Source organism: Rhizobium sophoriradicis, assembly GCF_025200795.1.
In the GTDB taxonomy this organism is placed as follows: domain Bacteria; phylum Pseudomonadota; class Alphaproteobacteria; order Rhizobiales; family Rhizobiaceae; genus Rhizobium; species Rhizobium sophoriradicis.
In genome coordinates this window covers 4,246,755-4,260,471 of record NZ_CP104152.1, presented here as the reverse complement: position 1 = coordinate 4,260,471, position 13,717 = coordinate 4,246,755, and the positions used below count along the sequence as shown (strand labels likewise).

General features: G+C 62.6%; 12 protein-coding genes and 1 tRNA gene. 6 read left to right on the top strand and 7 right to left on the bottom strand.

Annotated features, from left to right (window positions below; genetic code table 11):
• Positions 1-54: 54 nt before the first annotated feature.
• The 3 genes from N2597_RS20760 to N2597_RS20750 form a co-directional block, all read right to left on the bottom strand.
• Positions 55-297, bottom strand: a complete 243-nt coding sequence (locus N2597_RS20760) for a GIY-YIG nuclease family protein (RefSeq protein ID WP_086155852.1) — start codon at positions 295-297, stop codon at positions 55-57.
• A 103-nt stretch (positions 298-400) separates the two neighbouring features.
• Positions 401-476: transfer RNA gene (locus N2597_RS20755), tRNA-Ala, on the bottom strand.
• Between the two features lie 148 nt (positions 477-624).
• Positions 625-1,008: a TIGR02300 family protein gene (locus tag N2597_RS20750; RefSeq protein WP_038686030.1), complete on the bottom strand. Its 384-nt coding sequence runs from the start codon at positions 1,006-1,008 to the stop codon at positions 625-627.
• A gap of 329 nt (positions 1,009-1,337) precedes the next feature.
• On the opposite strand from N2597_RS20750, the gene cmk reads away from it, so the two are divergent.
• Positions 1,338-1,985 carry a (d)CMP kinase gene (cmk, locus tag N2597_RS20745; protein WP_086155851.1) on the top strand — a complete coding sequence of 216 codons (648 nt, stop codon included), beginning with the start codon at positions 1,338-1,340 and terminating at the stop codon, positions 1,983-1,985.
• Positions 1,986-2,158: 173 nt separating this feature from the next.
• Complete coding sequence (rpsA, locus tag N2597_RS20740; protein ID WP_003571265.1) at positions 2,159-3,862, top strand: 30S ribosomal protein S1; 1,704 nt, start codon at positions 2,159-2,161, stop codon at positions 3,860-3,862.
• A gap of 69 nt (positions 3,863-3,931) precedes the next feature.
• Here the strand turns inward: rpsA and N2597_RS20735 are convergent, their stop codons facing one another.
• The 3 genes from N2597_RS20735 to N2597_RS20725 all read right to left on the bottom strand — a co-directional run bounded on the left by N2597_RS20735 (position 3,932) and on the right by N2597_RS20725 (position 7,364).
• Positions 3,932-5,485, bottom strand: coding sequence for a hypothetical protein (locus N2597_RS20735; RefSeq protein ID WP_086155850.1), 1,554 nt, complete (start codon positions 5,483-5,485; stop codon positions 3,932-3,934).
• A 266-nt stretch (positions 5,486-5,751) separates the two neighbouring features.
• Positions 5,752-6,378: a ribonuclease D gene (locus N2597_RS20730; protein WP_086155849.1), complete on the bottom strand. Its 627-nt coding sequence runs from the start codon at positions 6,376-6,378 to the stop codon at positions 5,752-5,754.
• Between the two features lie 179 nt (positions 6,379-6,557).
• On the bottom strand, positions 6,558-7,364 hold the full coding sequence (locus N2597_RS20725) for a MerR family transcriptional regulator (protein ID WP_086155848.1): 807 nt from the start codon (positions 7,362-7,364) through the stop codon (positions 6,558-6,560).
• A gap of 166 nt (positions 7,365-7,530) precedes the next feature.
• On the opposite strand from N2597_RS20725, the gene N2597_RS20720 reads away from it, so the two are divergent.
• Entirely contained in the window at positions 7,531-8,811 is a 1,281-nt protein-coding gene (locus N2597_RS20720) for a 4-aminobutyrate--2-oxoglutarate transaminase (RefSeq protein WP_183598649.1), read from the top strand.
• Between the two features lie 62 nt (positions 8,812-8,873).
• Positions 8,874-10,355 (top strand): NAD-dependent succinate-semialdehyde dehydrogenase, encoded by a 1,482-nt coding sequence (locus N2597_RS20715; RefSeq protein ID WP_086155846.1) that lies wholly within the window; start codon positions 8,874-8,876, stop codon positions 10,353-10,355.
• 46 nt (positions 10,356-10,401) lie between these two features.
• Here N2597_RS20715 and N2597_RS20710 read toward each other — a convergent pair whose 3' ends face one another.
• The gene (locus tag N2597_RS20710; protein WP_086156407.1) at positions 10,402-10,611 is read right to left on the bottom strand and encodes a SlyX family protein; all 210 of its coding nucleotides are present in this window, start codon (positions 10,609-10,611) and stop codon (positions 10,402-10,404) included.
• Positions 10,612-10,791: 180 nt separating this feature from the next.
• Between N2597_RS20710 and uxaC the strand changes: the two genes are divergently transcribed.
• Positions 10,792-12,207, top strand: coding sequence for a glucuronate isomerase (uxaC, locus tag N2597_RS20705; protein WP_038686015.1), 1,416 nt, complete (start codon positions 10,792-10,794; stop codon positions 12,205-12,207).
• The gene (locus tag N2597_RS20700) at positions 12,204-13,661 is read left to right on the top strand and encodes a mannitol dehydrogenase family protein (RefSeq protein ID WP_086155845.1); all 1,458 of its coding nucleotides are present in this window, start codon (positions 12,204-12,206) and stop codon (positions 13,659-13,661) included. The genes uxaC and N2597_RS20700 overlap by 4 nt, the downstream gene beginning before the upstream one ends.
• The last annotated feature ends 56 nt before the right edge of the window (positions 13,662-13,717 follow it).

Here is a 13,717-nt window from a genome sequence, read left to right as displayed (position 1 = left end):
TGATCCAGCTGAATAGTTTTCGCGCACGCACCGACACTTATTCGTAATCGGCCTTCAGGTATCGAGGCGACTTGGATCCAGATTCGGCTGGACCAATCTCTTGCTGGCAAAAGCTCTACCGGAATGCGATTTCAGATAGGATTCGAATTCAAGCGCTTTGTACTTGTCTGGAAAGGCGCAATACCAGAGCAAATTCCAAGGCGCGAATTTGGCGGTGTGGGTGGATTTGCCGGCATTGTGTGCCGCAAGGCGCTGCTTCAAATCTGCGGTAGAGCCGGTATAATATAGACATACCACATCAGCGTTTCAGCCCGTCGTCGCCCTTCGGGCTATGCCGGGCACTGCTTCGGGCTAACGGTTTCTCGCGGCTGCGCCACGCGAAGCCCGTAAGGGCGAAGCGTGGTGGAGCTAAGCGGGATCGAACCGCTGACCTCTTGCATGCCATGCAAGCGCTCTCCCAGCTGAGCTATAGCCCCATCAAAGGTGGTCCGGCGTGGCCGGTCCTGGGATACTCCAGAGGCGTTCCCTCTGGGGTGGCGGCTTCTTACTTGCGGTTTTCGCAGATGGCAAGCCTAAAAAATCCGACCCGGAATTTTTTTGTAATCCGGGCCGGCATTTGTCTGATCAGACTTCGTCTTCGTCGCCGGTCACGCCGATGATGTCGCTCATGTCGTCATCGTCATCGTCTTCGTCGGGTGTGAGGAAGGTATCGTCGTCGTCATCGCCTTCGATTTCGACATCGTCGTCGCCCATATCCGGGATGTCGTCGCCGCCGGCGGCGTCATCGGCATCCTCAAGCGAAACCAGTTCGACTTCGGTGTTTTCGGTATCGACTTCCGCAACCTCGTCTTCCTCGGCGACGTCGGCGATCGCCGAGGTTTCCTCGAAGAAGGACAGGGGGTAGGACTTGCCGGTATAAGGAGAAACGATCGGATCCCGGTTCAGGTCGTAGAACTTCTTGCCGGTTTCCGGATCGGTGCGCTTGGTTCCAAGTTCCGCTTTCGCCACTATAAGCCTCGTGAGAATGGCCGAATCCGCGATTCGGCAAAATGCCGTTCAAGCCGGCGTTCCATCGGAATTTATAAGCCGGTCCCCTTAATCGCTGCGGCTTCCCATGTCAAAGCCAAACTTTATGATCGCAGTGCCGGGTATTTCCGGCGCCGGCGGATACCCGGCCGGCGTCCCTCTCGCAACGAGGCGCGGAGGCTGCGGAAGCAGGCGGAGACGGTCGCCGGAAAGGGCGGGCTTGCGAAGGAAATGCTGCGCCTTATACAAAGCATTATGCCACGTGTGGCGCCGCATCGAGGCCCGTAAGCGCCTGCTCCAGGATTGATCCCATGACGACCAAGACTTTTACCATCGCCATCGACGGCCCGGCGGCGGCCGGCAAGGGCACGCTTTCGCGCCGCATCGCCGAGCAATACGGCTTCCACCATCTCGACACCGGCCTGACCTACCGCGCCACCGCCAAGGCGCTGCTCGACGCCGGTCTGCCGCTCGACGACGAGGCGGTGGCGGAGAAGATGGCGCTGGAGGTTGAACTTGGCGGGCTCGATCGCGATATACTTTCGCAACACGAGATCGGCGAAGCCGCCTCGAAGATCGCCGTCATGCCGGCGGTGCGCCGGGCGCTCGTCGAGGCGCAGCGGCGGTTCTCGGAAAAGGCGCCCGGCACGGTGCTCGACGGGCGCGATATCGGCACGGTCGTCTGCCCGGATGCGCCGGTAAAATTATATGTGACGGCGTCGCCGCAGGTGCGCGCGAGACGCCGTTATGACGAGATTGTCGGCAAGGGTGCGACGGCGGATTTCGATGCGATTTTCGAGGACGTCAAGCGGCGCGACGAACGCGACATGGGACGGGCCGACAGCCCCTTGAAACCAGCTGATGATGCGCACTTGCTTGATACGTCGGAAATGAGTATAGAGGCCGCGTTTCAAGCTGCGCAATCGATCATCGATGCAGTCTTGAACCGAAATGCCTAAATTCAAGCGATTTTGCATGCTGAGACGCATGGATCGCTTTTATGCAGCCTGAAATTCCGTCCAAGCGCCGGATTGCCTTCGTGAGAGAGGGCGGACTGGGTTCAGGCCCGTTCAACGCAAACCAACCGGCGCGCACGTGTCCGATTCCATGTTCGGGACACGCAGGAGATTTTATGTCAGTAGCTACTCCCTCCCGCGAGGATTTCGCGGCTCTTCTCGAAGAGTCCTTTGCCAAGAACGACCTGGCCGAAGGCTATGTCACCAAGGGCATCGTGACGGGCATCGAGAAGGACGTCGCCGTTGTCGACGTCGGCCTCAAGGTTGAAGGCCGCATCGCGCTCAAGGAATTCGGCGCACGCGCCAAGGATGGCCAGCTCAAGGTTGGCGATGAAGTCGAAGTCTATGTCGAGCGTATCGAAAACGCGCTCGGCGAAGCCGTTCTGTCGCGCGAGAAGGCTCGCCGCGAAGAGAGCTGGGTCAAGCTCGAAGCCAAGTTCGAAGCCGGCGAGCGCGTCGAAGGCGTGATCTTCAACCAGGTCAAGGGCGGCTTCACGGTCGACCTCGACGGTGCGATCGCCTTCCTGCCGCGTTCGCAGGTCGACATTCGTCCGATCCGCGACGTCACGCCGCTGATGCACAACCCGCAGCCCTTCGAAATCCTCAAGATGGACAAGCGTCGCGGCAACATCGTGGTTTCGCGCCGTACGGTTCTGGAAGAATCCCGTGCCGAGCAGCGTTCTGAAATCGTTCAGAACCTCGAAGAGGGCCAGGTCGTTGACGGCGTCGTCAAGAACATCACCGATTACGGTGCGTTCGTTGACCTCGGCGGCATCGACGGCCTGCTGCACGTCACCGACATGGCATGGCGCCGTGTGAACCATCCGTCGGAAATCCTGAACATCGGCCAGCAGGTCAAGGTTCAGATCATCCGCATCAACCAGGAAACCCACCGCATCTCGCTCGGCATGAAGCAGCTCGAGAGCGATCCGTGGGATGGCATCCAGGCGAAGTATCCGGAAGGCAAGAAGATTTCCGGTACCGTCACCAACATCACCGACTACGGTGCGTTCGTCGAGCTGGAGCCGGGCATCGAAGGCCTGATCCACATTTCGGAAATGTCCTGGACCAAGAAGAACGTTCACCCCGGCAAGATCCTGTCGACCAGCCAGGAAGTCGAAGTCGTCGTTCTCGAAGTCGATCCGTCCAAGCGCCGTATCTCGCTCGGCCTCAAGCAGACGCTGGAAAACCCGTGGGCAGCATTCGCCCGCAGCCATCCGGCCGGCACTGAAGTCGAAGGCGAAGTCAAGAACAAGACCGAATTCGGCCTGTTCATCGGTCTCGACGGCGATGTCGACGGCATGGTGCACCTCTCCGACCTCGACTGGAACCGTCCGGGCGAACAGGTCATCGAGGAATTCAACAAGGGTGACGTCGTCAAGGCCGTCGTTCTCGACGTCGATGTCGAGAAGGAACGCATCTCGCTCGGCATCAAGCAGCTCGGCAAGGATGCGGTCGGCGACGCCGCTGCATCGGGCGACCTGCGCAAGAATGCAGTCGTTTCCTGCGAAGTCATCGCGGTCAACGACGGCGGTGTCGAAGTGAAGCTCGTCAACCACGAGGACATCACTTCCTTCATCCGCCGCGCCGACCTCGCCCGCGACCGCGACGAACAGCGCCCCGAGCGCTTCTCGGTCGGCCAGGTCTTCGATGCCCGCGTCACCAACTTCTCCAAGAAGGACCGCAAGATCATGCTGTCCATCAAGGCTCTGGAGATTGCGGAAGAGAAGGAAGCCGTTGCTCAGTTCGGTTCGTCCGACAGCGGCGCTTCGCTCGGCGACATCCTGGGCGCAGCGCTCAAGAACCGCGGCGGCGAATAAGCCTCGCATCCGCATTTGAATTGAAGAACCCGCCGGAGCGATCCGGCGGGTTCTTTATTTTCAGGTCATTTATTCCCAGCCGACCATACGCTGATAGAGCGCATAAACAGGGTCGGCGGCCGCGCCTGACTGATACGGCGTCGGCTCGGCATCGATCATCCTCGGCGCCCTGCGCTCGGGCGCCGCATCGGCCGCTTCGGCATCGGCCGCGGCATCCCCGCCGCCGGACTGCGCCTGTTGCTCATCCTCTTGCTGCTGATCCGGCGGCGCCTCATCGTGATGATGCGGATTTTGGTGGCTGGTTTCACCGGCCTTCTCGTTCGACGGGACATCCTTGGCAAACTGATAGGGCAGCTGCGTATAGGCAAATCCCTCCGGCATCCTTGCCGCGAGTGGTACATAGGCAGCCTCGGCCGTCTCGGCTATCGGCATCATTGGCGGTGGCGCGGCAGTCTCTTTCGGCTGGCGGGCAGCCAGGATCTCCGTTTCCACCGGCGAAGAGCGCGGCGCTGCGGACGGGCGCGCATCGGGTGCTGCGAGTTCCGCCGGCTGCCTGGTCAAGGTTTCGGTGGCATCGCTGATGACGGCCTCATCGAGGATCGTATCGATCTCCACGGCCGCTTCGACCGGTCCATCCTCCAGAACGGCTTCGACGTCCTGCTCGCGGATGATGGTGACGATCATCTCGGAGACCTCTTCGGTCATCGAAGCGACAATTCCCGTCCAGTTCCTGGGAATAACGGGATCGGCTTTTTCCAGCATGGCGCTAGGCTGGATGGCAGGCGCCTCCGGCGTTTCCGGCACGTCGTCCGCCGCTGTGGCTTCGGCCGGCAAGGCTTGCTCGGCTTCGATTTCCTGCGGCGCAGATTTTTCGGGCGCGACCGCCCTTGCAGCCGCCGCCGCGGACTGAGTCCGGTGATCAGGCCGCGGCGTTTCCGGATCGGCAGCGTCCAAGGCTTCGGCGGCGATCGTCTTCTCGTCCGTCATGAGTGCTTCGGCCCCGACATGGGCATCAGCCGGCGCGGGTGCCTTTTCTGCCGGCTGGCGCATGGCGGTTGCCAGGCCGCCCTCATGCAGCTGGATTTCAGGGCGGACGTCGGTGCGCATCGGCGAAGCGTCGTTCTGGCCATAGGAACGCACCACGGCGCGGGCGGCGAGATCGCGGTCCTTGTACCGGACGATTTCGAGATAAGCGACGATCCGGGCTGCTTCCGGACCTGTCGGATTTTTCAAGGCCTCGGCGACCATCCTGAGCGGGAGGTTATGGCCTTCTCCCGCGAGCTGGCGTTCGATCTCATTGATTTTGGCAGCCGGCAGCTGCCGGATGGTGTCAGCGAGCCGCGAGGCGAAAGCAAGATTGGTCTCGTCGTCGTCGCGGTCCAGGGAGATCGAGCGGCCTGCCGCATTGATAATATCGAGAAGGGCTTCAACCATGCGCTCGCGCGCGGCAAGAAGCAGGATATTGAGCTTGCCGGCAATGGCGGAATTCAGGTCGGCGGCTTCAACAGGGTTGACGGGCGCGGGCGCAATTACAGAACGGCCTAGGCCGCCGGCGACGACCGCCGCAGTCTGGCCTTGAGATGAAAAGCTTGCATTGGACGCTGCACGAACGGGAGTCAACATGGCATGCTCCTTTCGCAAAGTGACGATGAAAGCAGGCTCTATTAAAGGACCGTGCTCATCCGATCCCTCTGCATCCCAGCAGATCCTCCTATCCGCATGACGCAATTCCGCGTCATCGAATGCATAAATATTAACGAGAATTTTAGTAAAGAGACCTTAACGAAACGCTAATGCAGCTCGTCCGGAAGTGTGCAGCGGTCGCGAGGCCACGCACGGGCTGGTGCCGGCCTTCGCGTGCTGGTCGGCAATGCCGTCGGGCGGTTCGCTCAGCTATGGGCGAAGATATCGGCCTCTTCCCAGCCGAGCAGGTCGAGCTTGGCGCGGGTCGGCAGGAATTCGAAGCAGGCGGTGGCATGGTCGAAGCGGCCGTCGCGGATCAGGCGCGCGGTCAGCTTGTCGCGCAAAGCATGCAGGTAAAGCACGTCGGAAGCGGCATATTCGAGCTGGGCCGGAGACAGTGTTTCGGCCGCCCAGTCGGAAGATTGCTGCGTCTTGGAGATGTCGATGTCGAGCATCTCCTTGAGATTGTCCTTCAAACCATGGCGATCGGTGTAGGTCCGGATCAGGCGCGAGGCGATCTTGGTGCAGAAGACCGGGGTCGTCGTGACGCCGAAAGTGTGGAAGAGCACGGCAATATCGAAGCGGCCATAGTGAAAGATTTTCTGATGGGTCGGATCTTCGAGCAGGGCGACCAGGTTGGGCGCCTCTTTCTGGCCGGCGGCGATACGGATGACGTCGGCGGTGCCGTTACCCGGCGAAAGCTGGACGACGCAGAGCCGATCGCGGCGCGGCACCAGGCCGAGCGTTTCGGTGTCGATAGCTACCGCGCCGGTGTAGCGGGCGGCATCGGCCGCCGATATATCGCCTTCGTGATAACGTATGGTGGCGGCCATGAGACAATCTTTCGTTCGAATGCGTCTCCTGCGGCGCCGCGCGTCCTTTCAGACGGGCAAAGCTGCAGCACTATGTATTGCTGTATAATTTTACCTGAAATCGCTTCCGATTTAAGGAATAATGCAGTCGCTATAGCGCAAAGGCGCACGGTGCGAAACCGCTTCCTGCGACGGGCGGGTCAAAATGTCGGCGGCGTGTTGATCCAGAGAAGCACGGTTTCGCCGTCGTGGCGGTTGCGCCAGGAATGGTAGCGGCGGCTTTCGAAATACAGCGAATCGCCCGGACCGAGTTCGAAGAACTGATCACCGTCGAGCACCAGCTCGAGCCGGCCGGACAGGACATGCATGAATTCCTCGCCCTCGTGGCGATAGGCGCCCTCGCTGGCCGCGCCGGGCGCCAGCACGAAACGATGGCAATCCATCATCCTGGGGCCTTCCGCCAGCAGCTGCACGGTGACGCCAGGCGTCGTTTCCGGCCAGCTGCGCCATTCGCCGGCGCGCACCAGGACCGGCACCTCGCCGCTTTCCTCACCGGAGAGGCGGGAGACGGTGGTGCCGTAATATTCGGCGAGATCGTGCAGCGTCTTGAAGCCGACGCCCTGCGAGGTGCGCTCCAGCGTCGAGAGCGTCGAAGCGGTGATGCCGTTATCGCTGGCCACCTGTTCCAGCGTCTTGCCGGCGGCATGGCGCAGGCTGCGCAGCCTACGGCCGAGGCCGGAATCCTGGCTTGCCTCCCCCTCGGCCGAGGGGTCTTCACCTTCCAGCGCCTCGCGGATGGCCGCGGGATTGAGGCCGCGCTCGACCCGATACCAGGAGATGCGCTTCAGGCGCGCCACGTCGTCGGCGCTATATTGCCGATGACCGGTGTCGGAGCGGCCGGGAACCACCAGACCCTGGCTTTCCCAGAGGCGCAGCGTCGAGGCGGAAACGCCCGCCAGCCGCGCGGCCTCCGCCACCTTGTAGCGCACAGCCCCGTTATCGTTCATCCGCCAGTTTCCCCGATTCTCGTCGCGCGAGCATTGATCAAAACGCCTGATGTTTGAAGCAAAAAATGCCCCTTGTTTTCTTGCAGGAAAAATGTAGGAATTTCGATATGCCTTGCAGAACTTATGCAAGATAATTTTCTCACCCTTCGCTACAGGAGCAGGATCGATGACCGCGACAAGCCTTACGGACCGGAAGAACGCCGCGATTTCGCGCGGCGTCGGCATGACCACCCAGATCTATGCGGACCGCGCCGAGAATGCTGAAATCTGGGATAAGGAAGGCCGCCGCTATATCGATTTCGCCGCCGGCATCGCCGTACTCAACACCGGCCACCGCCATCCCAAGGTCATCGCAGCCGTCAAGGATCAGCTCGACCATTTTACCCATACCTGCCACCAGGTTGTTCCCTACGAAAGCTATGTCAGCCTTGCCGAACGGTTGAACGCGTTGCTGCCGGGTGACTTCGAGAAAAAGACGATCTTCGTCACGACGGGTGCCGAGGCGGTCGAAAATGCCGTCAAGATTGCCCGTGCGGCAACCGGCCGCTCGGCCGTCATCGCCTTCGGCGGCGGTTTCCACGGCCGCACCTTCATGGGCATGGCGTTGACCGGCAAGGTGGTGCCCTACAAAGTCGGCTTCGGCGCAATGCCGGGCGACGTCTTCCATGTTCCCTTCCCGGTCGAGCTGCACGGCGTCACTGCCGACCAGTCGCTGGCGGCGCTGAAGAAGCTCTTTGCCGCCGATGTCGATCCGCAGCGCGTCGCCGCCATCATCATCGAGCCGGTGCAGGGCGAAGGCGGCTTCTATTCCGCACCCGCCGCCTTCATGAAGGCGCTGCGCGAACTCTGCGACCAGCACGGCATTCTGCTGATCGCCGACGAGGTGCAGACCGGTTTTGCCCGCACCGGCCGGATGTTCGCGATGCACCATCACGAGGTGGCGGCCGACCTGACGACGATGGCAAAGAGCCTTGCCGGCGGCTTTCCGCTCGCCGCCGTTACCGGCCGCGCCGAAATCATGGACGCACCGGGACCGGGCGGGCTCGGCGGCACTTATGGCGGCAACCCGCTCGGCATTGCCGCCGCGCATGCCGTGCTCGACGTCATCACCGAAGAGGATCTCTGCAACCGTGCCAACCTGCTCGGCGGCCGGTTGAAGCAGCGGCTGGAATCGCTGCGCGAGAGCGTGCCCGAAATTGCCGATATCCGCGGGCCCGGCTTCATGAATGCCGTCGAATTCAACGACCTGACCACCGGATTGCCGAGTGCCGAATTCGCCAACCGGGTGCGGCTGATCGCCCTCGACAAGGGCCTGATCCTGCTCACCTGCGGCGTCCACGGCAACGTCATCCGCTTCCTCGCGCCGATCACTATCCAGGAGGAGGTTCTCGCCGAGGCGCTGGACATTCTCGAGGCTTCGATGCTGGAAGCCACTTCCCCCAAGTGACGGGACAGTACCAGGTTTCAACGGCTGCCGGCGACCGGCAGCCGCTTCCAAGGAGATTTGACATGGCTTTCACCACCGCCCTGACCAGGCACGTCCCCTTTTCTTCGCCGTTCCTGCGCGATGCCGGTTACATCAACGGCGTCTGGACATCGGGCGATGCCGCCAAGACCTTCGACGTGCTCAATCCTGCAACCGGCGAGCTGCTTGCGTCGCTGCCCGATATGGGAGCCGCCGAGACGCGGGCGGCGATCGATGCGGCCTATGCCGCCCAGCCGGCCTGGGCGGCCCGCCCGGCGAAGGAACGCAGCGTCATCCTGCGCAAATGGTTCGACCTGATGGTCGCCAATGCCGACGAACTCGCCGCGATCCTGACCGCCGAAATGGGCAAGCCTTTCGCGGAAGCGCGCGGCGAGATCCTTTATGCCGCGTCCTATGTCGAGTGGTATGCGGAAGAAGCCAAGCGCATCTACGGCGAGACGATCCCCGCGCCTTCGAATGACAAGCGCATGATCGTCATCAAGCAGCCGGTCGGCGTCGTCGGCACGATCACGCCGTGGAATTTCCCGGCGGCGATGATTGCCCGCAAGATTGCGCCGGCACTGGCCGTCGGCTGCACGGTCGTCTCGAAGCCCGCCGAACAGACGCCTTTGACGGCAATCGCCCTTGCCGTGCTCGCCGAACAGGCCGGCATCCCCGCCGGCGTCTTCAATCTCATCGTCGGCATCGACGGCCCGGCGATCGGCCGCGAGCTCTGCGGCAATGACAAGGTGCGCAAGATCAGCTTCACCGGCTCCACCGAGGTCGGCCGCATCCTGATGCGGCAATGCGCCGACCAGATCAAGAAGGTGAGCCTGGAACTAGGCGGCAACGCGCCCTTCATCGTCTTCGACGATGCCGATCTCGACGCCGCCGTCGAAGGCGCGATCGCCTCCAAATACCGCAATGCCGGCCAGACCTGCGTTTGCGCCAACCGCCTCTACATTCAGTCGGGCGTCTATGACGCCTTTGCGGCCAAGCTTGCCGCCAGGGTCGCCGCAATGTCGGTCGGCGACGGCTTCCAGGCGGGTGTCGAGATCGGGCCGCTGATCGACGAGCACGGTCTTGCCAAGGTGGAAGACCATGTCGGCGACGCGCTTGCCAAGGGCGCCAAGCTGCTGACCGGCGGCAAGCGCATCGACGGCGCCGGCACCTTCTTTGCCCCAACGGTGCTGACCGGCGTTGCGCGCGGCATGAAGGTGGCGCGCGAGGAAACTTTCGGGCCGGTGGCGCCGCTCTTCCGTTTCGAGACGGCCGAGGATGTGATCGCCGAGGCCAATGATACGGAATTCGGTCTTGCCGCCTATTTCTATGCCGGCGACCTGAAGAAGGTCTGGCGAGTGGCGGAAGCGCTGGAATACGGCATGATCGGCATCAATACCGGCATCATGTCTTCCGAGACCGCGCCCTTCGGCGGCATCAAGCAATCCGGCCTCGGCCGCGAGGGCTCGCGCCACGGCGCCGACGACTATCTGGAAATGAAATATCTCTGCATCGGCGGCGTCTAATCCGCCGGCCGGGAAAACCGGGCACGCGGCCTCTCGCCGCGTGCCGTTAATAATGCGGCGGACGGGTGACGGCAGGCGCTTCCAGCGACTGCTCCTCCAGCGACAGGAAGCGTTCGGTCAGCCGGTCGAGCTTGGTGCGCATCTGCTCGACGATCTTCCATTGTCCGGCAAGCTGATCGGAAAGCTCCTCGATCGTCTTTGCCTGATAGGCCAGCATTTCCTCTAGCCGGGTGATGCGGTTCGTCTCGTCGGACATCGATCCTCCTTTGCCGACACCGGCAGAATAGATGCTTCTCCCAAAGCGGAAATAGGCCATCTCGTCAATGTTTTCGATGGCCGGCGCAGCCGCGCGCAAAACTGAACCGTTTGGTTACTAAAAGACCTTGCCGCGCCTGATGTTGTGGGGTAGGCCCTTATCCATCAGGGAGGAATACTGATGGATGCAGGAAACGGCTTTCTTCATCCGGACCGGCTCTTTCCGGCCGATCCGGCAACACGGACCATTGCGCGAGACCTCTACGAGACGGTGCGCAATCTTCCGATCGTCAGCCCGCACGGGCATACCGAACCCGCCTGGTTCGCCGACGACAAGCCTTTCGAAGATGCGGCCTCGCTGCTCGTCATTCCCGATCACTATCTCTTCCGCATGCTGCACAGCGTCGGCGTTCCCTTGGACGCGCTCGGCGTGCCGCGGCTCGACGGCGAGCCGGTGGCTGCAGGCCGCGCGATCTGGCAGACCTTTGCCAGACATTACCATCTCTTCCGCGGAACGCCGTCGAGCCTCTGGGTCGACCACGCCATGTCGGCCGTGCTCGGCTGCACCGAGCCGCTGACACCTGACAATGCCGATGCGCTCTACGACCACATCAATGCCCAGCTCGCCCTGCCGGAATTCCGGCCGCGGGCGCTGCATCAGCGATTCGGCATCGAAACGATCGCGACGACCGAGGGCGCGCTCGACCCGCTGGCACATCACCAGAAGATGGCCGCGGACGGCTGGATCGGCAGAGTGCGCACCACCTACCGGCCGGACAGCGTCACCGATCCCGATGCCGTCGGTTTCCGCGACAATCTCGTCAAGTTCGGAGAGATCACCGGCGCTGACGCGACGCGCTGGGACGGCCTGATCGAGGCGCATCGGCGCCGCCGCGCCTATTTCCGCCAGTTCGGCGCCACCGCGACCGATCACGGCGTACCCACAGCCTTCACCGCCGACCTGCCGCTTGCCGAAAAGCAGGCGCTGCTCGACAAGGCGCTGAAGGGTCCGCTTTCGCCTCAGGATGCGGAGCTCTTCCGCGGCCAGATGATGACCGAGATGGCGGGGCTTTCGGCCGAGGACGGCATGGTCATGCAGATCCACGCCGGCTCGCGACGCAACACCGACAGCGGGCTGTTTGCGACCCGTGGCCCGAATATGGGCGCCGATATTCCGACCCGCACCGACTGGGTCGGCGGCCTCAATGCGCTGCTGTCGAAATACGGCCATGCGCCGGGGCTGCGCGTACTGCTCTTCACCCTCGACGAAACGACCTATGCCCGGGAACTCGCGCCGATGGCCGGCCATTGGCCCTGCCTGATGATCGGCCCGCCGTGGTGGTTCCACGACAGCCCGCTCGGCATCCGCCGCTATCTCGACCAGGTGGTGGAAACGGCGGGTTTTGCCAATATGGCTGGCTTCAATGACGATACGCGAGCGCTGCTTTCGATCCCGGCGCGGCACGATGTCTGGCGCCGCGAAGTCTGCCGTTTCCTCGCTGGGCTCGTCGCCGAACACCGGCTTTCCAAGCGGGAAGCCGAAATCGTGGCGGGCGAACTCTCCTATGGCAACGCGAAGAAGGCCTACAAGCTGTGACCGAACGACTGCAGACCCTTTCCGGCCTCGCCCCGACGGCGAAGCTTCCCGCCTATGACCGCAGCCGGCTGAAAAGCGGTATTCTGCATCTAGGCCCCGGCGCCTTCTTCCGCGCGCATTTCGCGCCGTTTACCGATGGCGCGCTCGCCGCTGCAGGCGGCGACTGGGGCATTGAGGTGGCAAGCCTGCGCACGCCCGATGTCGCCGATAATCTGAGCGCCCAGAACGGGCTCTACACGACATTGATCCGCGACACCTCGGGCACGACGGCTGAAGTGATCGGCTCGATCTTGAAGGCGCATGTGGCGCCGCGCGATCCGGCCGGCCTGCTGGCGCGGCTCGAAGATCCTGCTATCCGCATCGTCAGCATGACGGTGACGGAAAAGGCCTATGGCTTCGATCCGGCAACGGGCGGCCTCGACCTCAAACATCCCGATATCGTCGCCGACCTCGCCAACCGGCATGCACCGCGCGGCGTCATCGGCTATCTCGTCGAAGGTCTTGCGCGCCGCCGGCAGAAGGGGATCGCCCCGTTTACGCCGCTCAGCTGCGACAACCTGCCGAGCAACGGCGCCGTGCTGAAGCGCCTGGTGCTCGAATTCACCTCCCGCATCGATGCCGATCTGCATCGCTGGATAGAGGCGAACGTGCCCTTCCCGTCGACGATGGTCGACCGCATCACGCCGGCCAGCACCGAGGCGACCTATGCCGATGCCGAACGGCTGACCGGCCGCACCGATATGGCGGCGATCGAGACCGAGCCCTTTACGCAATGGGTGATCGAGGACCATTTCGCCAATGGCCGCCCAGCCTGGGAAAAAGTGCGCGGCGCGCTGATGGTCGAAGACGTCTCGGCCTATGAGAAGATGAAGCTCCGGATGCTGAACGGCGCGCATTCGCTGCTCGCCTATCTCGGTTATATCGGCGGCTATGAATTAATCCGTGATGTGATGGACGATACCGCCCTGGCAGCCCTGGCCTACCGCCATATGCATGCGGCGGCGCGGACGCTCGATCCGGTGCCCGGCATCGATCTCGATAACTACGCCAATGAATTGATAGCGCGCTTTGCAAACAAGGCGATCGCGCATCGCACCTACCAGATCGCCATGGACGGCACCCAGAAACTGCCGCAGCGGCTGCTGGAACCGGCATGCGAGGCGCTGGCCAATGGCGACAGGGCGGAGACCTATGCCATCGCCGTGGCAGCCTGGATGCGCTATGCGATCGGCGAACACGGCAATGGCGAGCGCTACGAGCTGCGCGATCCCCGGGCCGCGGAAATCGCCGCTCTCATCGCCGGTGTCCCGCGCACGGGCCTTGCGCTTTCGGCGGCTCTCTTCACCCTGCCTGGACTGTTCCCGACCGCTCTGACCGGAAACCGGGCTTGGACGCAGGATGTCTCGGACAAGCTGGAGATTCTTATCCAGGACGACCGGCTGCCGTTGTTTTGAGCTGCGCACAATCGGTTGGACATCGGACGACCGGTCGCGGATCCTGAGGAGAAGAT

Bases quoted from the DNA above. Each gene is read 5' to 3' on its own strand.
- cmk (WP_086155851.1), top strand. From the start codon at position 1,338: ATGACGACCAAGACTTTTACCATCGCCATCGACGGCCCGGCGGCGGCC.
- rpsA (WP_003571265.1), top strand. From the start codon at position 2,159: ATGTCAGTAGCTACTCCCTCCCGCGAGGATTTCGCGGCTCTTCTCGAA.
- N2597_RS20735 (WP_086155850.1), bottom strand. From the start codon at position 5,485: ATGTTGACTCCCGTTCGTGCAGCGTCCAATGCAAGCTTTTCATCTCAA.
- N2597_RS20730 (WP_086155849.1), bottom strand. From the start codon at position 6,378: ATGGCCGCCACCATACGTTATCACGAAGGCGATATATCGGCGGCCGAT.
- N2597_RS20725 (WP_086155848.1), bottom strand. From the start codon at position 7,364: ATGAACGATAACGGGGCTGTGCGCTACAAGGTGGCGGAGGCCGCGCGG.
- N2597_RS20720 (WP_183598649.1), top strand. From the start codon at position 7,531: ATGACCGCGACAAGCCTTACGGACCGGAAGAACGCCGCGATTTCGCGC.
- N2597_RS20715 (WP_086155846.1), top strand. From the start codon at position 8,874: ATGGCTTTCACCACCGCCCTGACCAGGCACGTCCCCTTTTCTTCGCCG.
- N2597_RS20710 (WP_086156407.1), bottom strand. From the start codon at position 10,611: ATGTCCGACGAGACGAACCGCATCACCCGGCTAGAGGAAATGCTGGCC.
- uxaC (WP_038686015.1), top strand. From the start codon at position 10,792: ATGGATGCAGGAAACGGCTTTCTTCATCCGGACCGGCTCTTTCCGGCC.